The 22,926-nt window shown below is 39.3% G+C and carries 21 protein-coding genes and 2 other annotated features; all 21 genes read left to right on the top strand.

What is annotated here, in order from left to right; translation table 11 throughout:
• Window positions 1-33: 33 nt before the first annotated feature.
• The 21 genes from radA (at window position 34) to rpoC (ending at window position 22,914) form a co-directional block, all read left to right on the top strand.
• Window positions 34-1,401 carry a DNA repair protein RadA gene (gene radA, locus OWO01_RS09765; protein WP_268780267.1) on the top strand — a complete coding sequence of 456 codons (1,368 nt, stop codon included), beginning with the start codon at window positions 34-36 and terminating at the stop codon, window positions 1,399-1,401.
• A gap of 105 nt (window positions 1,402-1,506) precedes the next feature.
• The gene (locus OWO01_RS09760) at window positions 1,507-2,610 is read left to right on the top strand and encodes a PIN/TRAM domain-containing protein (RefSeq protein ID WP_268780266.1); all 1,104 of its coding nucleotides are present in this window, start codon (window positions 1,507-1,509) and stop codon (window positions 2,608-2,610) included.
• Between the two features lie 107 nt (window positions 2,611-2,717).
• Window positions 2,718-3,404 (top strand): 2-C-methyl-D-erythritol 4-phosphate cytidylyltransferase, encoded by a 687-nt coding sequence (ispD, locus tag OWO01_RS09755; protein ID WP_268780265.1) that lies wholly within the window; start codon window positions 2,718-2,720, stop codon window positions 3,402-3,404.
• A gap of 80 nt (window positions 3,405-3,484) precedes the next feature.
• Window positions 3,485-3,961, top strand: a complete 477-nt coding sequence (gene ispF / locus OWO01_RS09750) for a 2-C-methyl-D-erythritol 2,4-cyclodiphosphate synthase (protein ID WP_268780264.1) — start codon at window positions 3,485-3,487, stop codon at window positions 3,959-3,961.
• Window positions 3,962-4,086: 125 nt separating this feature from the next.
• Complete coding sequence (gene gltX, locus OWO01_RS09745; RefSeq protein ID WP_268780263.1) at window positions 4,087-5,550, top strand: glutamate--tRNA ligase; 1,464 nt, start codon at window positions 4,087-4,089, stop codon at window positions 5,548-5,550.
• A 43-nt stretch (window positions 5,551-5,593) separates the two neighbouring features.
• Window positions 5,594-5,811, top strand: a binding site (T-box leader).
• A gap of 271 nt (window positions 5,812-6,082) precedes the next feature.
• The gene (gene cysE, locus OWO01_RS09740) at window positions 6,083-6,742 is read left to right on the top strand and encodes a serine O-acetyltransferase (protein WP_268780262.1); all 660 of its coding nucleotides are present in this window, start codon (window positions 6,083-6,085) and stop codon (window positions 6,740-6,742) included.
• Window positions 6,732-8,132: a cysteine--tRNA ligase gene (gene cysS, locus OWO01_RS09735; RefSeq protein ID WP_268780261.1), complete on the top strand. Its 1,401-nt coding sequence runs from the start codon at window positions 6,732-6,734 to the stop codon at window positions 8,130-8,132. Before cysE ends, cysS begins: the two co-directional genes overlap by 11 nt.
• A gap of 3 nt (window positions 8,133-8,135) precedes the next feature.
• Window positions 8,136-8,546, top strand: coding sequence for a Mini-ribonuclease 3 (locus tag OWO01_RS09730; protein WP_272506086.1), 411 nt, complete (start codon window positions 8,136-8,138; stop codon window positions 8,544-8,546).
• Window positions 8,539-9,282 (top strand): 23S rRNA (guanosine(2251)-2'-O)-methyltransferase RlmB, encoded by a 744-nt coding sequence (gene rlmB / locus OWO01_RS09725; RefSeq protein WP_268780260.1) that lies wholly within the window; start codon window positions 8,539-8,541, stop codon window positions 9,280-9,282. Before OWO01_RS09730 ends, rlmB begins: the two co-directional genes overlap by 8 nt.
• A 3-nt stretch (window positions 9,283-9,285) precedes the next feature.
• Window positions 9,286-9,795, top strand: a complete 510-nt coding sequence (locus OWO01_RS09720; protein ID WP_268780259.1) for an NYN domain-containing protein — start codon at window positions 9,286-9,288, stop codon at window positions 9,793-9,795.
• A gap of 79 nt (window positions 9,796-9,874) precedes the next feature.
• A complete protein-coding gene (sigH, locus tag OWO01_RS09715) occupies window positions 9,875-10,528 on the top strand; it encodes an RNA polymerase sporulation sigma factor SigH (protein ID WP_418936211.1) in 654 nt (217 codons plus the stop codon).
• Between the two features lie 99 nt (window positions 10,529-10,627).
• Window positions 10,628-10,774 carry a 50S ribosomal protein L33 gene (gene rpmG / locus OWO01_RS09710; RefSeq protein WP_268780257.1) on the top strand — a complete coding sequence of 49 codons (147 nt, stop codon included), beginning with the start codon at window positions 10,628-10,630 and terminating at the stop codon, window positions 10,772-10,774.
• A 52-nt stretch (window positions 10,775-10,826) separates the two neighbouring features.
• Window positions 10,827-11,006 (top strand): preprotein translocase subunit SecE, encoded by a 180-nt coding sequence (gene secE, locus OWO01_RS09705; RefSeq protein ID WP_268780256.1) that lies wholly within the window; start codon window positions 10,827-10,829, stop codon window positions 11,004-11,006.
• Between the two features lie 129 nt (window positions 11,007-11,135).
• The gene (gene nusG, locus OWO01_RS09700) at window positions 11,136-11,669 is read left to right on the top strand and encodes a transcription termination/antitermination protein NusG (RefSeq protein WP_268780273.1); all 534 of its coding nucleotides are present in this window, start codon (window positions 11,136-11,138) and stop codon (window positions 11,667-11,669) included.
• A 164-nt stretch (window positions 11,670-11,833) separates the two neighbouring features.
• Complete coding sequence (gene rplK, locus OWO01_RS09695; protein ID WP_062321740.1) at window positions 11,834-12,259, top strand: 50S ribosomal protein L11; 426 nt, start codon at window positions 11,834-11,836, stop codon at window positions 12,257-12,259.
• Between the two features lie 196 nt (window positions 12,260-12,455).
• Window positions 12,456-13,154, top strand: coding sequence for a 50S ribosomal protein L1 (rplA, locus tag OWO01_RS09690; protein ID WP_268780255.1), 699 nt, complete (start codon window positions 12,456-12,458; stop codon window positions 13,152-13,154).
• Window positions 13,155-13,207: 53 nt separating this feature from the next.
• Window positions 13,208-13,365: a sequence feature (ribosomal protein L10 leader region), on the top strand.
• Window positions 13,366-13,426: 61 nt separating this feature from the next.
• Window positions 13,427-13,927, top strand: a complete 501-nt coding sequence (rplJ, locus tag OWO01_RS09685) for a 50S ribosomal protein L10 (protein WP_268780254.1) — start codon at window positions 13,427-13,429, stop codon at window positions 13,925-13,927.
• Window positions 13,928-14,004: 77 nt separating this feature from the next.
• Window positions 14,005-14,367 carry a 50S ribosomal protein L7/L12 gene (gene rplL / locus OWO01_RS09680; protein ID WP_268780253.1) on the top strand — a complete coding sequence of 121 codons (363 nt, stop codon included), beginning with the start codon at window positions 14,005-14,007 and terminating at the stop codon, window positions 14,365-14,367.
• Between the two features lie 226 nt (window positions 14,368-14,593).
• Window positions 14,594-15,193, top strand: a complete 600-nt coding sequence (locus OWO01_RS09675; protein ID WP_268780252.1) for a class I SAM-dependent methyltransferase — start codon at window positions 14,594-14,596, stop codon at window positions 15,191-15,193.
• A gap of 459 nt (window positions 15,194-15,652) precedes the next feature.
• Window positions 15,653-19,189 carry a DNA-directed RNA polymerase subunit beta gene (gene rpoB / locus OWO01_RS09670; protein WP_268780251.1) on the top strand — a complete coding sequence of 1,179 codons (3,537 nt, stop codon included), beginning with the start codon at window positions 15,653-15,655 and terminating at the stop codon, window positions 19,187-19,189.
• A gap of 107 nt (window positions 19,190-19,296) precedes the next feature.
• The gene (gene rpoC, locus OWO01_RS09665; RefSeq protein WP_268780250.1) at window positions 19,297-22,914 is read left to right on the top strand and encodes a DNA-directed RNA polymerase subunit beta'; all 3,618 of its coding nucleotides are present in this window, start codon (window positions 19,297-19,299) and stop codon (window positions 22,912-22,914) included.
• Window positions 22,915-22,926: the final 12 nt, after the last annotated feature.

The following is a 22,926-nucleotide window of genomic DNA, read 5'->3' as shown; positions in this document are numbered from 1 at the left end:
TTAAGGTATAATGGACGGAAGGGGCGAGGATAATTGGCAAAAATCAAAAAAAAATATGTTTGTCAGGAATGTGGCTACGGCTCTCCAAAATGGATGGGAAAATGCCCGAGCTGTAACAATTGGAACACGCTAGTAGAGGAATTGGAAACAAACATTTCTTCTAAGCACACGGGAATCAGTTTAGGAAGTAATCAGCAACCAGAAAGCATCACTGCTATCCAGTCAAAAGATGAAACGAGAATTAAAACAGACATGCCTGAATTTAATCGTGTTTTAGGTGGTGGTGTAGTACCAGGTTCATTGGTTTTAATTGGTGGAGATCCGGGAATTGGAAAATCAACACTGTTATTACAAGTGTCTGATCAACTTGCGCACAAGCAAGTTCGTGTCCTTTATATTTCTGGTGAAGAATCTACGCGACAAACGAAACTAAGGGCAAATCGGTTGGGAGTAACATCTGATCAATTGTATGTACTATCAGAAACCAATTTGCAGCTTATTTCTAGTCAAATTGATCAACTAGAGCCTTCCTTTATCGTCATTGATTCCATCCAGACCATTTTTAAAGAAGAGGTAACGAGTGCGCCTGGTAGTGTTGCACAAGTTCGGGAATGCACAGGTGAACTTATGCGAATTGCCAAAACAAAACATGTACCAATATTTATTGTAGGACATGTTACAAAAGAAGGTGCCATTGCAGGTCCAAGATTATTGGAACATATGGTTGATGCAGTTCTTTATTTTGAAGGCGAAAGACACCATACGTTTCGTATTCTCCGTGGCGTGAAAAATCGGTTTGGTAGCACAAATGAGATGGGTATTTTCGAAATGAAAGAAGAAGGATTAAGAGAAGTATCAAATGCTTCAGAGATATTTTTAGAAGAACGCTCTCAAGGAGTTGCAGGGTCTGCTGTAGTAGCATCGATGGAAGGTACCAGACCTGTGCTAGTTGAAATACAGTCCTTGATTTCTCCGACGAGCTTTGGACAAGCAAGGCGAATGGCAACGGGAATCGATCATAACCGAGTTCCATTATTGATGGCTGTTTTGGAAAAAAGAGTAGGATTGCTCATGCAGAATCAAGATGCTTATGTAAAGGTTGCTGGTGGAGTGAAATTGGATGAGCCGGCCATAGATTTGGCGATAGCCGTAAGCATTGCCTCAAGTTTTAAAGATCAACCTTGTAAACCGAATGATGTTTTAATCGGAGAAGTTGGTTTGACTGGTGAAATACGAAGGGTGTCAAGAATTGATCAACGTGTACAAGAGGCTGCTAAATTAGGATTCAAACGAGCAATCATTCCAGCAAAAAACATGGATGGTTGGACAATCCCTGATTCTATTGAAATAATAGGAGTTAATAGCGTACAAGAAGCCTTAAAAGCTACCTTTGATCAGTAAAAAAGGGGAACGAATAAATTAGAAAGTAGCTTAGAAGAAAAAATAATTATAGATTCGATTAAATCTTTTAGAATTGGAGATACTAACTGATAGGAGGTGACTGTAGTGCTAAAAAGATTTGTGCAATTATTTATCGTGATTGCAGGAGGTACTGCTGGATATTTATATTTACCAATATTAATTCGTTTGATGGAGTTTACGAGAGGGACATGGATTGACTCAACTTATGTAGCACCATATGTTGGATTAGTCTCAGGAGCAATTATTATATATTTATTATCGTTTTGGCTAGTTGATCATATTGTTCATTTTGTTCAGTTCCTCGAAGATTTATTATTAAAAGCACCATTAGCAGATTTGTTTTTTGGGAGTTTAGGTTTAATTATTGGTTTGGTAATTGCGTACATTATCAACCATCCGATTCAAGAAATTCAAATCTTTATCCTATCACAAATTGTTCCATTGTTTGTGATGGCTCTATTAGGTTATCTAGGGTTTCAAGTAGGATTTAAGCGTAGAGATGAATTTATGGGCTTTTTAACCCTTGCGAAAAAAGATAAAGATCAAAAAGGTGTACTAGTTGAAGAAGAAAAAGAAATGCCGAAACAAAAGATATTAGATACGAGTGTTATCATTGATGGACGAATTGCAGATATTTGTCAAACACACTTTTTAGAAGGTACTGTCGTGATCCCGCAGTTTGTATTAGAAGAATTGCAGCATATCGCAGATTCTTCGGATGCCTTGAAACGAAATCGAGGACGTAGGGGCTTAGATGTGTTAAATCGTATGCAAAAGGACCTCCCGGTTAATGTGGAGATTTATGATGGTGACTTTGAAGAAATTCAAGAGGTAGATAGTAAACTGGTGAAGTTAGCAAAGGTAATGGGTGGAATTGTCGTCACAAACGACTTTAATTTGAATAAAGTCTGTGAGTTTCAAAATGTTCAAGTATTGAATATTAATGACCTAGCCAATGCGGTTAAACCAGTAGTTTTACCAGGTGAACAATTGGTTGTACAAGTAATTAAAGATGGTAAAGAACAGAACCAAGGAGTTGCTTATCTCGATGACGGTACGATGATCGTTGTTGAAGAAGGTAGAGATTATATTGGAGACACTATTGAGGTGCTGATTACTAGCGTTCTTCAAACATCAGCGGGAAGAATGATCTTTGCTAAACCAAAATCACTTGAAAAAGCGCAATAAAAGAGGTATAACAGATAAAGAAAGATAAAAAGTGATAACGAATGTTATCACTTTTTATTGTGGAAACCAATAATGAAGGCGTAATGCTAAGAATTTGGAGTGTAAAGATGACAAAATATGTAGTGATCGTCTTAGCGGCTGGTATGGGAAAAAGAATGAAGGCCGGAGAGAACAAGCAATTTATTTTGTTAGAAGATAAACCATTAATCGTTCATACATTGGAAGTGTTCGATAAAGATGACTGGTGTGAGGGAATTCTTTTGGTGACACGTGAGGCTGAACGTAAACGGATGGATCAGTTGCTCAACCAATATGAATGGAAAAAATCAATACATCTCGTGATAGGTGGAAAAGAGCGCCAAGACAGTGTTTATCAAGGATTGAAGAACCTCACAAATAAAGAAGCAATTATTTTCATCCACGATGGTGCTAGGCCTTTTGTTCGGCATGCGGATTTGCATCGGCTAGCAGAGCAAGCCTCTCTATCGCAAGCTGCACTACTGGCGGTACCAGTAACAGATACAATTAAGCAAAAAAACAATGAACTACTAACAACGCTAGATCGAACGACTTTGTGGGCGGCCCAAACACCACAAGCATTTACTTTTGAACGGATTTGGCAAGCGCATGTAGCAGCAAAACAGGCGGGTGTTTATGGGACAGATGATGCGTCATTGGTAGAGCGAATTGGTCATCCCGTAGAAATTGTAGAGGGTAGTTACCAAAACATTAAGATAACTACACCGGAAGATTTGAAGCAGGCAAACTATATATCCCGAACCGACCGGATCTAACACCCCTATTGATAAAGTTGTTTTTTAATAAAACTCAGCTCACCTCGACTGTTGTTGGGTTAAGAAAGGAGAAGTATAGGATGTTCCGAATAGGACAAGGTTTTGATGTGCATAAATTTGCTGAGAAGCGGCCGTGTATCATTGGTGGAATTACAATTCCCCATGATAAAGGATTGATTGGTCATTCTGATGCAGACGTTTTGTTACATACGATTGCGGATGCGTGTTTAGGTGCGATTGGAGAAGGAGATATCGGAAAGCATTTCCCAGATACAGATCCAGCTTTTAAAGATGCGGATTCTCAACAATTGCTCGCGCATGTGTGGGAGTTGGTGAAAGAAAAAGGGTACCAGTTAGCCAATCTCGATTGTACGGTAATCGCAGAGTATCCAAAAATGGCACCACACATTCAAGCAATAAAAGAAAATATAGCACGAATATTAGTGGTAGATTCTGATCAGATTAATGTTAAGGCAACCACAACAGAGAAGTTAGGATTTACTGGACGAGAAGAAGGGATCGCGGCTCAAGCAGTGGTTCTATTAAAAGAGATTTAAGACGTGACCAAATATTGATCGGTGCATTTTTTTGAACCTAACAATTAACAGACAAGAGCAAGGAATTTAAATTAATGATAGAATAGATGTAGCGACATTGTTCGACTGAAAGGGGAACGAAACAGATGACAAATGATGTACGGGTGCGATACGCTCCTAGTCCAACTGGACAATTACATATTGGTAATGCACGAACGGCATTATTCAATTATTTATATGCAAAACATTTAGGTGGAAAATTCATTATTCGCACAGAAGATACAGACGAAAAAAGAAATGTTGTTGGTGGAGAAGAAAGTCAATTAAAATATCTGAAATGGTTAGGCATTGTCTGGGATGAAGGAGCAGATATTGGTGGTGAGTATGGTCCTTATCGTCAAACGGAAAGATTAGCGATATATCAAGAGTATGTAGATGATTTATTGGCGCGGGACCTTGCATACAAATGTTATATGACGGAAGAAGAGTTGGAAGCAGAGCGAGAAGAGCAAAAGGCGAATGGACAAGTACCAAAGTATTCCGGTGCACATTCTAACTTAACAGCGGAACAAATAGCCCAATTTGAAGCTGAAGGAAGAGAAGCCAGTATTCGATTCCGTGTTCCGAAGAATAAGACTTATACTTTTCAGGATATTGTTCGTGGAGACATCACCTTTGAATCGGCTGATTTTGGAGACTGGGTTATGGTGAAGAAGAACGGTGTACCTACGTATAACTTTGCTGTAGCAATCGATGATCATCTCATGAAGATTTCTCATGTTTTACGTGGAGAAGAGCATATATCCAACACACCTAAGCAAATGATGATCTTTGATGCATTTGGGTGGAATGCACCTCAATATGGTCATATGACTCTTATTCTTAATGAAGATCGTAAAAAGTTGAGTAAGCGAGATGAACACATTCTGCAATTCATTGAACAATATAAAAATCTTGGTTATTTACCTGAAGCTATGTTTAACTTTATATCTTTACTTGGCTGGTCTCCGGTCGGAGAAGAGGAAATTTTTACGCAAGAACAGTTTATTGAGATGTTTGATCCAGAACGTTTGTCTACATCGGCAGCAATCTTTGACCCGAAAAAATTAAAATGGATGAACAATCAATACGTGAAAAAAGCTGATTTTGAACAAGTGGTAGAATTAACATTACCTCACTTAATTGCAACAGGTAAGCTTCCAGAAGACATGGATGAAACGACGAAAGATTGGGCGCTGGAATTAATTGGGCTTTATAAAGAGCAATTAAATTACGGTGCGGAAATCGTCGAATTAACAGAATTATTCTTTCAGACAGAGATCACATACACTCCAGATGCACAAGAAGTCTTAAATGGTGAGCAGGTAAGTGAGGTGTTAGCTGTATACAAAGAACAATTAGTTGCCATCGAGGATTGGACACCGGCATCGATTAAGGCTGCGGTAAAGGCGACACAAAAAGAGACACAGCAAAAAGGGAAGAAATTATTCATGCCAATCCGTGTTGCTACAACGGGACAACTGCATGGTCCTGAACTTCCTAATGCGATTCATTTACTAGGGAAAGAAGTTGTAACAAAACGTTTGGATCAAGTATTAGGGAAATTGTAAGTAACATTTTTCCGCTAGAAGCATAACGTTATAAGAGAATATGTAAAAAACAAGGACGAGGAAAAGTATAGGCTAGCTTGTTCATTCAGAGAGAAATCACCTTTGGCTGCGAGTGATTTTTGACAAGCGCTTAGAAAATGCACCTCAGAGTCTTTTGCTGAAACAAAGAGTAGGCACAAGCGGTTTTCTACCGTTATCAAGAACAAAGTAGAGGGGAAATTCCCCTAAACAGAGTGGGACCGCGCAAAAGGCGTCTCTGTGTTGATATGACATAGAGGCGCCTTTTTTGTTTAGGAAACAATGAAATTTTGAATGGTGGATAATGCTTCGGAATAAATAGACCGACAACTTCATGAAGCAATCTAAAGTCATCATCGGTTAATAGGCTTATTGTGATTTCTTTCTCTTCATTAATTCGCTCCAGGTGCTACATTTTTGACCGATGCTCTGTGCTTTTGTTTGTTTTTTAGATGAAATGGCTATCGTTGAGTAAATTGGTTGTAAGGTAAAAGTTGATAGTGGAGGTGACAGGATGGGAATATTTAAACAAATGAAACAGGATATTGCGGTCATTTTTGATCAAGATCCGGCAGCAAGGTCCTATATAGAAGTCATTTTGACGTATTCCGGATTACATGCCGTTTGGTCTCATCGGATTGCTCATTTGTTTTATCGAAAAAAATTCTTTTTTATTGCCCGGGTAATATCGCAAATCAGTCGTTTTTTTACGGGAGTAGAAATTCATCCTGGGGCGAAGATTGGAGAGCGTTTTTTCATTGACCACGGGATGGGAGTTGTGATTGGAGAAACATGTGAAATTGGCAATAACGTAACAATCTATCAAGGGGTGACATTAGGCGGAACAGGGAAAGAAAAAGGTAAGCGACACCCGACGATAGGGGATAATGCGCTAATTGCAACAGGTGCAAAAGTTTTAGGCTCTATAATAATCGGAGAAAATTCAAAGATAGGAGCCGGTTCTGTAGTTTTAGAAGATGTTCCTGATCATTCGACGGTAGTAGGGATACCGGGTCATGTAGTCGTTCAAAACGGTCAGCGCATTAAAGGTGAACTGGATCATCATAAATTACCGGATCCAATTGACGAACGTTTAGCAGAATTAACCGATCAATTGATCCAAGTAAAAAGAGAAATGGAAAAAATCAAAGGAGTGAAGCAGGATGACGATTAAAATTTATAATACACTGACAAGAAAAAAACAGCCATTTGAATCGATTGAGCCAAATAAAGTACGTATGTATGTGTGTGGACCAACTGTCTATAACTATATTCATATCGGTAACGCACGCCCTGCGATTGTATTTGATACGATTCGAAGATACTTAGAGTATAGTGGTTATCATGTGGATTATTTACTAAACTTTACGGATGTTGATGATAAGATTATCAATGTCGCGAAGGAACTAGACGAAGACGTATCCCAAATCGGTGAACGTTTTATTGAAGCATATAAAGAGGACGTGAAAGCACTAGGGGTAAAAGAAGCGACCCGACACCCGAGAGTTACAGAATGTATGGATGAGATTATTGAGTTTATTGCTGTATTGATTGAGAAGGGTTATGCATATGCCGTTGAAGGAGACGTCTACTTTAAAACACGGGCTTTTGAAGGTTATGGAAAATTATCTCACCAATCAATCGATGATCTACGTTCAGGTGCAAGAATTCAAATAGAGGAAAAGAAAGAAGATCCACTCGATTTTGCGCTTTGGAAACAGGCGAAAGAAGGAGAAGTTTCATGGGATTCACCGTGGGGCGCTGGGCGACCGGGTTGGCATATTGAATGTTCTGCGATGGCGCGAAAATACCTAGGTGACACCATTGATATTCATGCAGGGGGGCAAGACTTAACGTTTCCCCACCATGAAAATGAAATTGCCCAATCAGAAGCTTGTACAGGAAAAACATTTGCGAATTATTGGATTCATAACGGTTATATAACAATTGATCATGAAAAAATGTCCAAATCAACAGGTAACTTTGTATTGGCGCATGATTTGATCGAAAAATATGACCCTCAATTATTACGCTTTTTTATTTTAAGTGTTCATTATCGCAACCCGATTAATTTCAGTGAAACGTTATTAGAGAATGCGCAAAATGGTTTAGAGCGAATTCGTAATGCTTACCAAAATGTAGTGTATCGCAAAGAGAACAGTATGGATTTAATTGAGGATGATAAGTTTGAGTTACCTAAAATAGATCAGCTAAGGCAGCGGTTTATGACGGAGATGAACGATGACTTTAATACCGCAAATGCAATTAGTGTCCTCTTTGATTTAACAAAAGACGCGAATTTGTATTTACAATCAAAACAAACTTCAGTTAAAGTCTTGCAAGCATTTCAATCATTATTTGATGAAATTTTTATGGTGTTGGGACTTGAGTTAACGAGTGACAATGAATTAGTAGATGAAGAAGTTGACCGATTGGTTGCGGCGAGAGAACAAGCTAGAAAAGATCGGGATTTTTCGTTAGCTGACAAAATTCGTGATACACTAAAAGAACAGCAAATTATTTTAGAAGATACTCCACAAGGAACAAGGTGGAAAAGAGGGTAAATAATGAAACGCAATGAAGTGAAACAGATGAAAAGTTTGGCGCTAGCCTATATTGGTGATGCTATTTATGAAATATACGTAAGAGAACATCTCATTGCAAGTGGATTGCAATTATTAAATGATTTGCACCAATCAGCCATTCAGTTTGTTTCTGCGAAGGCTCAAGCAAAAGTGGTACGTTACTGGTTGGAAGAAAACCTATTGGATGAGGAAGAACAAGCAATTGTAAGGCGTGGGAGAAATGCGAAGTCTGGTTCGGTACCGAAAAACACAGATATACAAACATACCGATATAGTTCTGCATTTGAAGCGCTTTTAGGATATCATTATTTAGCTGAACAAAAAGAACGATTAGAACAATTAATTAACACTGCTATTGAATTTATCGATAAAGGAGACTCTTCACATGTCTGAAGAATGGATTGTTGGAAAAAACCCAATTACAGAAGCATTACGATCTGGTCGCTCCATTAATAAGCTGTTTATTGCAGATCATATAAATGCAAAGGCCACACAGCAAATACAAACATTAGCAAAAGAAAATGGTGTGATTATTAAACGAGTTCCAAAACGAAAAATTGATCAATTAGTAGAAGGAAATCATCAAGGGATGGCAGCCTCTGTTGCTGCCTATGACTATGCCGCGATTGATGACTTATTTTCGATTGCCGAAGAGAAAAACGAACACCCGTTCTTTTTGTTGTTGGATGAGATTGAAGATCCGCATAATCTCGGTTCTATCTTACGAACAGCGGATGCAGTTGGGGCACATGGTGTAATTATTCCGAAGCGGCGTTCTGTCGGCTTAACAGCAACGGTTGCTAAAACTTCAGCAGGTGCTATCGAATATGTCCGTGTTGCTCGTGTTACCAATATGGCGCAAACAGTAGACCTTTTGAAAGAGCGCAATGTCTGGGTAGTGGGAACAGAAGCGGAAGCAAGTCAAGATTATCGCGAATTGGATGGTAGCATCCCTATCGCACTAGTTATCGGCAATGAAGGGAAAGGAATGAGTCGCCTTGTTAGAGAAAAATGTGATTGGACAATCCGTTTAGCTATGAAAGGACAAGTATCCTCGCTTAACGCTTCTGTTGCGGCTAGTTTACTCATGTATGAAATCTACCGGAAACGAAACCCATTAGGGGAATAAATCATGGATGTGTTACTAGTTGATGGCTACAACATCATTGGAGACTGGGAAGAATTAAAGGGGTTAAAAGATAAAGATCTTGCACAAGCAAGACAGCAATTGATTGAAAAAATGGCAGAGTATCAAGCGTATCGAGGTTATCGAGTGATCGTTGTTTTCGATGCCTATGAAGTTCGAGGTACGGAAACAAAACAAAAACAATACAAAATAGAAGTTATCTATACGAAAGAACAAGAAACCGCTGATCAGTGTATTGAACGATTAGTGAAAGAATTGAAGAATATTAAAACAAAAGTTTATGTAGCTACTTCTGATTACACGGAACAACGAACGATCTTTCAGCAAGGAGCGTATCGAAAATCCGCCAGAGAATTACAGGTGGAAGTTAATAACATTCAAGCAGAAATTAACGAAGAACTAGAAATTTTTAAAGCCCAGCAAGCTACTAGCAAAATACCTCTGAAACAAGATGTTTTGGAGGTTTTTGAAAAATGGCGAAGAGGAAATAAATGAAAAATGTCTAGTTGACGGTAATCAAAGGCGTACTGTATAATATTTCTATACTATCTTTCAGGAGGAGTTAGGTTTGCGCATCATACATCCGGATATTAACAACAGTAATAGTAACCTAGAACAGCTTGATGATGATGAGCTAACTTCGCTTGTACATCTTGGTAATAGTCAAGCTTTAGATTTCTTAATTAAAAAATATAAGACATTTGTTCGCGCGAAGGCAAGAACGTATTTTTTAATTGGAGCAGATCACGAAGATATTATGCAAGAGGGTATGATTGGGCTATATAAGGCAATCCGCGACTATAAAGGAGATAAACGATCTTCCTTTCGTGCTTTCGCAGAATTGTGTGTGACGCGCCAAATTATTACGGCAATCAAAACCGCGACGAGACAAAAGCACATCCCGCTGAATTCTTATGTGTCTTTGGACAAGCCAATTTATGATGAAGAATCAGAGCGCACCTTATTAGATATCTTAGCAGATGCTGATACGATTGACGACCCACAAGATTTAATCGTGAATCAAGAAAAATATGACGATATGGAAGGAAAGTTGGCTGAGGTTTTAAGTGGATTAGAACGTGAAGTACTTGCACTATACCTAGATGGCCGTACTTATCAAGAAATATCGGTTGAATTACAACGACATGTTAAATCCATTGACAATGCTTTACAGCGAGTGAAACGCAAACTAGAACGCTATCTTCAAATTAGTGAACTGGAATTATAAAAAGCAATCATAGCAATTCATTCTATTTGAAGCGTTGACAGCTTGTTTTAAGCGTGCTACATTAATAAATGACAACCTCTGTATAGGAGGAAGGCCAACATGCAAAAAAAGATTGTCTTAGCTTGTACGCAATGTCTAAGCAGAAACTATCAGACAAATAAGAACACACAGAAATCAGATCGATTAGAAGTAAGAAAGTTTTGTAAACGTTGCAACGAACACGCTTTGCATCGGGAAACGAAATAAGTAAAACTAGTAATTATCATTAAATTATACCAGAAGTTTGGGGGTTCTACCTGTGAAACTCGTTACCTTTTTGAAAAATGTGTCTAGAGAAATGAAAAAAGTTTCGTGGCCAAGAAAACGTGAGCTAACTCGCTACACAATCACTGTAGTGGCAACAGTTGCTTTTGTTACCGCTTTCTTTGCAGTTGTAGATGTAGGAATTACACAAATTCTTAATGTTTTTTTTGAATAAGATAGCTTATTGTATGCTATAATGTGAAAGAATAGATTCGTTGGAGATGCAAACCCGTATAGTTGCGGGTTTTTTAAATTGGAAAAAATTAAAAAAGGAGGGGACAGGTGCGAAATCTGTACCGTTTATATGGAAAAACAATGGTTTGTTGTGCATACGTATTCTGGTTATGAGAACAAAGTGAAAACAAATTTAGAAAAACGATTAGCATCAATGGGGATGGAAGATAAAATATTCCGTATTTTAGTTCCTGAAGATGAAGAGACGGAAATTAAGAATGGCAAAAAGAAGGTAGCTAAAAAGAAAGTGTTTCCTGGCTATGTGTTGGCTGAAATGGTCATGACGGACGATTCATGGTATGTTGTTCGAAACACTCCGGGAGTTACGGGATTTGTTGGTTCAGCAGGTTCAGGATCGAAACCTACTCCGTTGCTACCAGAAGAAGTAGACATGATATTGAAGCGGATGGGTATGGAAGAAACGATGGTAGAAATTGATTTAGAAGAAGGAGAAAGTGTTCGTGTGAAAGAGGGTCCTTTCACTGACTTCACTGGCTCTATTGAACATATTGATTTAGATAAACAAAAAGTAAAAGTACATGTGAATATGTTCGGGCGCGAGACGCCTGTGGAACTTGATTTTGCTCAAATTGAGAAACTATAATGAATTATTTCTGGTAATAATCCAATAGAGCTCTTGCAATTTTATTAGTAACATGCTAGAATTTTAATGTTCTTTATGCCTCGAGTATAAGGTTTAATTAGCATATGATTGAGTGGGAGGGCAAAGCCCTATTACCACATCACGGACTTAAGGAGGTGTGTCTCGTGGCTAAAAAAGTAATTAAAGTAGTAAAACTTCAAATCCCAGCAGGGAAAGCAAATCCAGCACCACCAGTTGGACCGGCATTAGGTCAAGCAGGTGTGAATATCATGGGATTCTGTAAAGAATTTAATGCGCGTACGCAAGAACAAGCTGGTTTGATTATTCCGGTAGAAATCACGGTTTTTGAAGACCGTTCATTTACATTCATTACCAAAACTCCGCCGGCTGCTGTATTGCTTAAAAAAGCAGCGGGTATTGAAACTGCATCAGGTGAACCAAATCGCAATAAAGTTGCGACGTTGAAGCGTGACCAAGTAAAAGAGATCGCAGAAACAAAAATGCCTGATTTAAACGCAGCTGATGTTGAAGCTGCTATGCGTATGGTAGAAGGTACAGCGCGTAGTATGGGAATCGTGATCGAAGACTAATTCCCGTCGTGTAGAAGTATTGGAGAACAAGGTTGCGGTGATGGACTTATTGACCATTTCGCAACCTTTTTGTAGGCAGATGAACTAGAAGTGCAGTCAGCTAGTTGCCTGTTCATTCGTTCGTTGGATGAATAGGATCCGCTTTTTTTAAGTGGGAGGTATAACCGTTAAAACCACATTCAAGGAGGAAATAATAATGGCTAAAAAAACGAAGAAACAACAAGAGGCGTTAAAGCTTGTGGATCGTACAAAACAGTATGATATTAAAGAAGCATTGACGTTAGTAAAAGAGAATGCGAAAGCAAACTTTGATGAAACAGTAGAGGCGGCATTTCGTCTAGGAGTAGACCCGAAAAAAGCTGACCAACAAATTCGTGGGGCAATGGTATTGCCACATGGTACTGGTAAAACACAAACTGTTTTAGTATTCGCAAAAGGTGATAAAGCAAAAGAAGCAGAAGCTGCTGGGGCGGATTACGTAGGAGAACAAGATTTGATTAACAAAATTAATCAAGGATGGTTTGACTTTGATGTAATCGTAGCAACTCCAGACATGATGGCTGAAGTTGGTAAATTAGGCCGTGTCTTAGGGCCAAAAGGTCTAATGCCGAACCCGAAAACAGGAACAGTAACATTTGATGTAGAAAAAGCAGTAAAAGAAATCAAAGCGGGTAAAGTAGAATACCGAGTTGATCGTCAATCTAACGTTCATGTTCCGATTGGAAAAGCTTCTTTTGAATTGGATCAATTAATGGAGAACTTTCATGCGCTAGCAAGTACATTGATGAAAGTGAAGCCACAATCATCAAAAGGTATCTACGTTCGCAACGCAGCTGTTACCTCTACAATGGGACCAGGTGTGAAAGTAGATCCATCAACATTTGCAGCGAAATAAAAAGAACTATTGACTTTATTGTAGCGTACAGCTATAATGAAAAATGTTGAAAAATCAAATAATACGTTATACCGTAGACAGTAGGTGCTTTTATCAAGCTTAATATCCTACCGAGGTGTCTGGATAAAAAGATAATACTTTTATGTATGTCTTATCGATTCAAACAATTCCCTCACGTCTACTTTAAGATGTGAGGTTTTTTTCTTCTTAAGTACCTTTGGAGAAATAGCTCGATCTTTCGGTATGATGTTTAGTCAATAGGAGGTGGAACGATGTCAAAGATTATTGAAAAGAAAAAGCAAGTTGTATCTGAAATCGCAAGCAAATTCCGTGAAAGTCAGTCGACTATCCTTGTTGATTACCGTGGTCTTGATGTGGCGGAAGTAACAGAATTGCGTAGTAAGCTTCGTGAAGCAGGTGTTGAATTTAAAGTATACAAAAATACAATGTCTCGCCGTGCTGCCGAGGAAGCTGAACTTTCAGAGTTAAACGAAGCGCTTGTTGGGCCAACAGCTATCGCCTTCAGTAATGAAGATGTAGTAGCACCAGCTAAAGTTTTGAACAGCTTTGCTAAAGATCATGAAGCACTAGAAATTAAAGGTGGCGTAATCCAAGGTAATATTGCAACGATTGATCAAATCAAAGAACTTGCTGCTTTACCGAATTACGAAGGCTTACTTTCTATGCTACTCAGCGTGCTACAAGCACCGGTACGAAATTTTGCATACGCAACAAAAGCAATTGCAGAACAAAAAGAAGAACAAGGCGCTTAATTGCATAGCACGAGCTATTTAAATAAGTAACTGTTCGTTGAAGGATAAAATTATTATATTAATAGGAGGAAATTAGAATGTCTAAAGAGCAAATTATTGAAGCAATCAAAGAAATGTCCGTTCTTGAATTAAATGACCTAGTAAAAGCAATTGAAGAAGAGTTTGGTGTAACAGCAGCTGCACCTGTAGCAGCAGCTGGAGCAGCTGGTGGAGAAGCAGCTGAAGAGCAAACTGAATTTGACGTAGTATTAACAAGTGCTGGAGCTTCAAAAATCAAAGTTGTTAAAGCTGTTCGTGAAATCACTGGTCTTGGTCTTAAAGACGCAAAAGATCTTGTAGATAACGCACCAGGAGCTATTAAAGAAGGCGTTTCTAAAGAAGATGCTGAAGAAATGAAAGCTAAACTTGAAGAAGTTGGCGCTGGAGTAGAATTGAAGTAATAAATGTTCAAGTTGAGCTCGTCTATTGTTTTAGGCGGGCTTTATCTTTGTATTAGTGGATGTTTAAAAATTCCACAAGTAATTTTCTACGATGAAATGCTACCTAAGTTTGTTGGATGTTGTAATTCTAGCTACAAGATCACACCACGATGTTCCTGTACGATAAGACGATTATAAAACTACGTATTGTTGTATGAATAATGTTTTTAATAAGGTAGGTGCTAGGATGTCAGAGCAATACTTTACCAACCAGCCCCAATCGAAAAGTAACCCCAAAACGTGGAACTATGATCTGCGTGGACATTCCTTTCAATTCACAAGTGATATTGGTGTCTTTTCAAAAAATGAAGTAGATTTTGGTTCAAAAACGCTAATCGATACCTTTGAAGCCCCAGAAATAGCAGGTGCTATTGTTGATTTAGGGTGCGGTTACGGACCGATTGGCCTATCCATCGCAAAAAGTTTTCCGAACAGGCATATCATCATGAGTGACGTTAATGAAAGAGCGATCGGGTTAGCGCGTGAGAACGCTAAGCATAATCGTATTGAGAATGTAGCCTTTTACTTAAGTGATCGGTTTGAGCAAATTCCGAATCAACCCTGCGCTGCAGTCCTAACTAACCCGCCAATTCGAGCAGGTAAAAAAACAGTTCATCAAATATTTGAGGATAGTTATGAATTTTTGGAGCCAGAAGGAGAACTTTGGGTTGTTATTCAGAAAAAGCAAGGCGCGCCATCAGCTTTAAAGAAAATAGAGGCGTTATTTTCCACAGTTAAAATCGCGAAGAAACAGAAGGGCTATGAAATTATTCGCGCAACAAAGTAAGCCTGATAAAAAGATTGACTATAAAATGTGTTTGTGATAGTATTGAAAAATGCCAATAGGCCGTTTTGTTGTCAAGAGGTAATTTTGTGAATTTTTATGTATAATTGCTTATAAAAACGGAAATGATGGATAGAACTTGGAAAAGTATGTGAGGTTTTACGCAGGTGAAGGCGGTATGCCTTTGTTTGGGGACGTTTCATATGTCTTAGTTACTGTTTTTATAAGGTTTTCAGTACCATTTACAATTAGTAAATGTCAAAATAAATAACTTGTAATCTCATTATTGCAAGTATGTTCGATAATATTGTCGAACACTTTATTCTGATTAAATTATACCTATTCCACCGTATAAGTCAATAGTAGGAATCAATAATTCGGCGGAAAAGGTATACAAGCTTAACAAAAATATAATTGCTTAAGCTTTTTTGTTTTTTATTCTTGATTTGAGGGGTGAAGCAGTTGACAGGTCAACTAGTTCAGTATGGACGACACCGCCAGCGCAGAAGCTACGCACGTATTAGTGAGGTATTAGAATTACCGAATCTTATCGAGATTCAAACCGCTTCTTATGAATGGTTTTTAGAAGAAGGGTTAAGAGAGATGTTCAAAGATATCTCTCCAATTGAGGATTTCGCAGGAAACTTATCCCTAGAATTTGTGGATTACAGTCTAGGGGAACCGAAATACCCTGTAGAAGAATCAAAAGAAAGAGATGTTACTTACAATGCCCCGCTACGCGTGAAAGTACGTTTGTTAAACAACGAGACTGGTGAAGTAAAAGAGCAAGAAGTATTTATGGGTGACTTCCCACTAATGACTGACACAGGTACGTTTGTAATAAATGGAGCTGAACGTGTTATCGTTTCCCAGCTTGTTCGGTCACCAAGTGTCTATTTTAGTAAAAAAATAGATAAGAATGGTAAGCGTGGTTATACCGCGACAGTCATCCCAAATCGAGGAGCTTGGCTAGAATTTGAAACAGATGCAAAAGATGTAGTGCACGTTCGGATTGATCGTACGAGAAAACTACCAATCACTGTGTTGTTGAGAGCTTTAGGTTTCGGCACAGATCAAGAAATCATTGATCTAATCGGTGATAATGAATATTTGAAAAACACGTTAGAAAAAGATAATACCGAAACAAGTGAGAAAGCTTTGCTGGAGATTTACGAACGTTTACGTCCAGGAGAGCCGCCGACAGTCGAGAATGCAAAAAGCCTAATGATTTCAAGGTTTTTTGATCCAAAACGCTATGATTTAGCGCATGTTGGTAGATATAAAATGAATAAGAAATTGCATATTAAGAATCGCCTGTTTAATCAAGTGTTAGCTGAAACTTTAGTCGACCCAGAGACTGGAGAGGTATTAGCTGATAAAGGTGATAAATTAGATCGCCGCTTATTAGACAAGATTTTACCATACTTAGATCGTGCAGAGGAAAGCATTGGTGAATACTATGTGGAGCCTAATGAAGGTGTTTTACAAGAGCAGATAAAGCTTCAAGCGGTAAAAATCATTGATCCAACTGACCCGGATGGCGAAAGAGTCTTAACGGTAATCGGGAATGGTTCTGTAGACACTAGTGTGAAGAATATCGCACCAGCTGACATACTAGCTGCAATCAACTATTTCTTTAATATTCTCCATGACGTTGGTGATACAGATGATATTGATCATCTAGGTAACCGTCGTCTACGCTCTGTAGGGGAATTACTGCAAAATCAATTCCGAATCGGTTTATCCCGAATGGAACGAGTTGTGCGTGAGCGTATGTCTATTCAAGATACGTCTGCCATTACACCACAACAACTCATAAATATACGACCAGTCATTGCGTCGATAAAAGAGTTCTTTGGAAGTTCTCAGTTATCACAGTTTATGGATCAAACAAATCCATTAGCAGAATTAACACACAAGCGACGTTTATCTGCGTTAGGGCCTGGTGGTTTAACGCGTGAACGAGCTGGTTTTGAAGTGCGTGATGTTCACTATTCACACTATGGTCGAATGTGTCCGATTGAAACGCCAGAGGGACCGAATATCGGTTTGATCAACTCGTTATCTTCCTACGCAAAAGTAAATAAATTTGGATTTATCGAAACGCCATATCGTCGTGTTGATCACGAAACAGGTAAAGTTTCGGAGTATTATGATTACCTAACTGCGGATGAAGAGGATAATTATGTTGTAGCGCAAGCAAATGCTCGTTTAGCAGATGACGGATCATTCATTGATGATGAAGTTATTGCACGTTTCCGAGGGGAAAATACAATTGTTAGTCGTGATCGTATTGATTACATGGACGTATCGCCTAAGCAGGTTGTATCTGCAGCGACAGCTTGTATTCCTTTCTTAGAGAACGATGACTCTAACCGTGCATTGATGGGTGCAAACATGCAACGTCAAGCTGTTCCTTTATTGCAACCCCGTTCCCCACTTGTTGGTACAGGAATGGAATATGTTTCAGGAAAAGACTCGGGTGCCGCTGTTATTTGCCGACATGATGGTATTGTTGAGCGTGTCGAAGCAAAAGAAATCCGCATTCGAAGTTTGTCTGAAGTAGATGGGAAAGAAGTCCAAGGTGATGTGGTTCGTTATAAATTGCAAAAGTTTATTCGATCCAATCAAGGTACCTGCTACAATCAACGCCCGATTGTTCGCGTCGGTGATCGTGTTACAAAAGGCGAGATTTTAGCAGATGGACCATCAATGGAAGACGGAGAATTAGCTCTTGGTCAAAACGTCTTGGTAGGATTTATGACTTGGGAAGGTTATAACTACGAGGATGCGATCATCATGAGCGAGCGTTTGGTTAAAGATGATGTTTATACTTCCATTCATATTGAAGAATATGAATCCGAAGCGCGAGATACGAAACTAGGACCTGAAGAAATCACTCGCGATATTCCAAATGTTGGTGAAGATGCATTGCGTGATCTTGATGAACGTGGAATTATCCGTGTTGGGGCAGAAGTAGAAGATGGTGATTTGTTAGTCGGAAAAGTTACACCAAAAGGGGTAACGGAACTGTCTGCCGAGGAACGTTTACTACATGCAATCTTTGGGGAAAAAGCTCGCGAGGTGCGTGATACTTCTTTACGTGTTCCTCATGGTGCGGGTGGTATCGTTTTAGACGTTAAAATATTCAATCGTGAAGACGGTGACGAATTACCTCCAGGTGTAAATCAACTTGTTCGTGTCTATATCGTACAAAAACGTAAAATTCACGAAGGAGACAAAATGGCGGGTCGTCATGGTAATAAAGGTGTTATTTCAAAAATATTACCAGAAGAAGATATGCCGTTCTTGCCGGATGGAACGCCGATTGATATCATGTTAAACCCATTAGGAGTACCATCACGTATGAACATCGGTCAGGTGTTGGAGTTGCATCTTGGTATGGCTGCTAGACAGCTTGGTATCCACGTTGCGTCACCAGTATTTGATGGCGCGAGAGAAGAAGATGTATGGGAAACCATTGAAGAAGCGGGTATGGCTAGAGATGCCAAAACCATTCTTTATGATGGTAGATCAGGTGAGGCGTTTGATAACCGTGTATCGGTTGGTGTCATGTACATGATCAAACTCGCACACATGGTTGATGATAAGCTGCATGCACGTTCTACAGGGCCATACTCATTAGTTACTCAACAACCATTAGGTGGTAAGGCTCAATTTGGTGGGCAACGTTTTGGTGAGATGGAGGTATGGGCACTTGAAGCGTATGGTGCTGCCTATACACTACAAGAAATTCTTACTGTGAAGTCTGATGATGTAGTTGGCCGTGTGAAAACGTATGAATCGATCGTGAAAGGCGAGAACGTACCTGAGCCAGGTATTCCGGAATCATTTAAAGTATTGATTAAGGAATTGCAAAGTTTAGGTATGGATGTAAAAATGCTATCTGCTGATGAAGAAGAAATTGAGCTTCGTGATATAGAAGAAGAAGAGAATCAATCTACCGAGCAATTTAATTTAGAGTTAGAAGAGAAGTAAGAAATTTCATTCGATGAAAAAGTTGTTTAATAGCGTTCGCAAATGGAAGGTGGTTTCGCTTTTCATTTGCAACCTTTTCAACACATACTAAAAGGGAGGTAAGCCCCTTGCTAGATGTAAATAATTTTGAATTTATGAAGATAGGGTTGGCATCACCTGATAAAATTCGTTCTTGGTCATATGGAGAAGTCAAAAAACCAGAAACCATCAATTATCGAACGTTAAAACCAGAAAAAGATGGTTTATTTTGCGAGAGGATTTTCGGGCCACAGAAAGACTGGGAATGTCACTGTGGAAAGTACAAGCGAGTACGTTATAAAGGTGTTGTATGTGATCGTTGTGGAGTAGAAGTAACCAAGTCGAAGGTGCGCCGGGAACGTATGGGCCATATTGAGTTAGCTGCCCCTGTTTCGCATATTTGGTATTTCAAAGGTATCCCAAGTCGAATGGGATTGGTTTTAGATATGTCACCAAGAGCATTGGAAGAAGTCATCTATTTTGCAGCATATATTGTTACGGATGCCGGTGACACAGCGCTTGAGAAAAAACAATTGCTTTCAGAAAAAGAGTATCGTGCTTATCGAGATAAGTATGGTCAAACCTTCCAAGCGCAAATGGGAGCAGAAGCGATTAAAAAGATCCTTCAAGACATTGATTTAGACAAAGAAATGGAGTTTTTGCGTGAAGAATTGAAATCCGCGCAAGGACAACGAAGAACCAGAGCAATTAAAAGATTGGAAGTTATCGAGGCATTTAGAAACTCTGGGAACAATCCATCATGGATGATCTTAGATGTGCTTCCGATTATCCCCCCTGAATTGCGTCCAATGGTTCAGTTAGATGGTGGTCGATTTGCTACATCTGATTTGAATGATCTATACCGTCGTGTCATTAACCGTAATAATCGTCTGAAGCGGTTATTAGATTTAGGGGCACCAAGTATTATTGTTCAAAATGAGAAACGTATGCTACAAGAAGCTGTCGATGCGTTGATTGACAACGGTCGCCGTGGACGTCCGGTAACTGGACCAGGTAACCGTCCATTAAAATCGTTATCACATATGTTAAAAGGTAAGCAAGGGCGATTCCGCCAGAACTTATTAGGAAAACGAGTTGACTATTCTGGCCGTTCTGTTATTGTTGTTGGTCCACACTTGAAGATGTACCAATGTGGTTTACCTAAAGAAATGGCAGTCGAGTTATTTAAACCGTTTATAATGAAAGAGTTAGTTGAGCGGGGTTTAGCGCACAACATTAAATCTGCGAAACGTAAAATAGAACGACTGAACGCTGAAGTATGGGAAGTTCTAGAAGATGTTATTCGAGAACACCCAGTACTATTAAACCGTGCACCAACATTACACCGATTAGGTATTCAAGCTTTCGAGCCTACACTAGTAGAAGGCCGGGCAATTCGTCTGCATCCATTAGTGTGTACGGCATATAATGCCGACTTTGACGGTGACCAAATGGCTGTTCACGTTCCATTATCTGCAGAAGCACAAGCGGAAGCACGTATTTTGATGTTAGCAGCACAGAACATCTTGAATCCAAAAGACGGTAAGCCTGTTGTAACACCATCCCAAGATATGGTTTTAGGTAACTATTATCTGACTATAGAGCGCAAAGGTGCGATCGGTGAAGGTATGGTCTTTAAAGACTTATCGGAAGCTTTGATTGCGTATCAAAGTGGCTATGTTCATTTGCATACGAGAGTAGCGGTGCAAGTAGCATCCTTAGGAAAAGACAATTTCACGAAAGAACAAAATGGGAAGCTACTTTTAACTACAGTGGGTAAATTGATCTTTAATGATATTCTTCCAGAGTCATTCCCATATATGAATGAACCAACACAAACAAACTTAGAGGTAAAAACACCAGATAAGTATTTTGTTGAAAAAGGAACGAACATTAAAGAAGAGTTAGAAAATCGAGATGCCATTTTACCGTTTAAAAAAGGTATTCTTGGGGATATTATCGCAGAAGTGTTTAAGAAATTTAAGATTAGTGAAACTTCTAAAATGCTTGACCTGATGAAAGATCTAGGATTCAAATACTCTACAAAAGCAGGAATAACAGTAGGGGTAGCTGATATTGTGGTATTAGCTGAAAAAGAGAAAATTTTAGAAGAAGCACAAGAGAAGGTAGATAAAGTCTTAAAACAATTCCGTCGTGGTTTGATTACGGATGAAGAGCGTTATGAACGTGTTATTTCGATCTGGTCTCAAGCGAAAGACGTTATCCAAGAAAAACTGATGAGATCATTAAGTATTCGAAATCCAATCTTTATGATGAGTGATTCAGGAGCACGTGGTAACGCGTCGAACTTTACACAGTTGGCGGGTATGCGTGGATTGATGGCCAATCCGGCTGGTAGAATTATTGAGTTACCGATCAAATCAAGTTTCCGAGAAGGTTTAACCGTACTAGAGTATTTCATCTCTACACACGGTGCGCGTAAAGGTCTAGCCGATACAGCGTTAAAAACAGCCGATTCCGGTTACTTGACTCGACGCCTTGTTGACGTTGCGCAAGATGTAATTATTCGAGATGATGATTGTGGAACAGATAAAGGCTTAACAGTTCGTTCGATTACGGAAGGAACAGAGATGATCGAGCCATTAGTCGACCGTTTAATTGGTCGTACTTCATTCCAAACGGTACGCCATCCGGAAACAAAGGAAATTTTAGTTGATAAGAATGAAGTCATTCATGAAGATGTTGCCAAGCAAATTGTCGAGGCAGGCATTGAAGCAGTGACGATAAGAACCGTGTTCACATGTAATACAAAACATGGAGCTTGTAAAAAGTGTTACGGTCGAAATCTTGCAACTGGCCAAGAGGTTGAAGTTGGTGAAGCAGTGGGTATCATTGCTGCACAGTCGATCGGGGAACCGGGTACACAGTTAACGATGCGTACATTCCACACTGGTGGTGTTGCGGGAAGTGACATTACCCAAGGTTTACCGCGTATTCAAGAGATTTTTGAGGCGCGTAATCCAAAAGGTCAAGCGGTAATAACAGAGATTAACGGTACCGTTCAAGATATCAGTGAAGTGAAAGATAAACAAGAAGTTATCGTACAAGGAGACATTGAGACCCGTACGTACACAGCTCCATATGGTTCGCGCGTAAAAGTTAACGTGGGTGATACTGTAAAAGCTGGAGAAGCACTGACGGAAGGTTCGATTGATCCGAAAGAACTACTGAAAATTCAAGGTATTGATGGTGTACAATCGTACTTATTAAAAGAAGTACAAAAAGTATACCGTATGCAAGGGGTAGAGATTGGTGACAAGCACGTGGAAGTAATGGTAAGGCAAATGCTACGTAAAGTACGTATTGCTGATGCCGGTGATACGGATGTCTTGCCAGGCTCCTTATTAGAAATTCACCAATTCCGAGAAGCGAACAAAAAAGTCCTTCTTGAAGGGACACAACCTGCAGTAGGAAGACCAGTGCTGTTAGGAATCACGAAGGCATCACTAGAGACAGATTCCTTCTTATCGGCTGCGTCATTCCAAGAGACAACAAGAGTATTAACCGATGCAGCGATTAAAGGAAAACGCGATGAGCTACTAGGTTTGAAAGAGAATGTTATCATCGGTAAATTAGTTCCGGCTGGAACGGGTATGCAGAGATATCGTAAGATCCAGGCTCAGACGGAACAATCTGTTGAAGAAGTAGTAGAAGAATTACCAGTAGACGAATCAACACTACAATAAAAAGCTAACAAG

The organism is Natronobacillus azotifigens (assembly GCF_026805325.1).
Lineage (GTDB): Bacteria > Bacillota > Bacilli > Bacillales > Amphibacillaceae > Natronobacillus > Natronobacillus azotifigens.
The sequence above is the reverse complement of the archived record's forward strand: the minus strand, read 5'-3'. Positions and strand labels throughout refer to the sequence as shown.

What these genes read in the sequence shown, in the direction of transcription:
- ispD (WP_268780265.1), top strand. Translation starts at nt 2,718, where the DNA reads ATGACAAAATATGTAGTGATCGTCTTAGCGGCTGGTATGGGAAAAAGA.
- ispF (WP_268780264.1), top strand. Translation starts at nt 3,485, where the DNA reads ATGTTCCGAATAGGACAAGGTTTTGATGTGCATAAATTTGCTGAGAAG.
- gltX (WP_268780263.1), top strand. Translation starts at nt 4,087, where the DNA reads ATGACAAATGATGTACGGGTGCGATACGCTCCTAGTCCAACTGGACAA.
- cysE (WP_268780262.1), top strand. Translation starts at nt 6,083, where the DNA reads ATGGGAATATTTAAACAAATGAAACAGGATATTGCGGTCATTTTTGAT.
- cysS (WP_268780261.1), top strand. Translation starts at nt 6,732, where the DNA reads ATGACGATTAAAATTTATAATACACTGACAAGAAAAAAACAGCCATTT.
- OWO01_RS09730 (WP_272506086.1), top strand. Translation starts at nt 8,136, where the DNA reads ATGAAACGCAATGAAGTGAAACAGATGAAAAGTTTGGCGCTAGCCTAT.
- rlmB (WP_268780260.1), top strand. Translation starts at nt 8,539, where the DNA reads ATGTCTGAAGAATGGATTGTTGGAAAAAACCCAATTACAGAAGCATTA.
- OWO01_RS09720 (WP_268780259.1), top strand. Translation starts at nt 9,286, where the DNA reads ATGGATGTGTTACTAGTTGATGGCTACAACATCATTGGAGACTGGGAA.
- rpmG (WP_268780257.1), top strand. Translation starts at nt 10,628, where the DNA reads ATGCAAAAAAAGATTGTCTTAGCTTGTACGCAATGTCTAAGCAGAAAC.
- nusG (WP_268780273.1), top strand. Translation starts at nt 11,136, where the DNA reads ATGGAAAAACAATGGTTTGTTGTGCATACGTATTCTGGTTATGAGAAC.
- rplA (WP_268780255.1), top strand. Translation starts at nt 12,456, where the DNA reads ATGGCTAAAAAAACGAAGAAACAACAAGAGGCGTTAAAGCTTGTGGAT.
- rplJ (WP_268780254.1), top strand. Translation starts at nt 13,427, where the DNA reads ATGTCAAAGATTATTGAAAAGAAAAAGCAAGTTGTATCTGAAATCGCA.
- rplL (WP_268780253.1), top strand. Translation starts at nt 14,005, where the DNA reads ATGTCTAAAGAGCAAATTATTGAAGCAATCAAAGAAATGTCCGTTCTT.
- OWO01_RS09675 (WP_268780252.1), top strand. Translation starts at nt 14,594, where the DNA reads ATGTCAGAGCAATACTTTACCAACCAGCCCCAATCGAAAAGTAACCCC.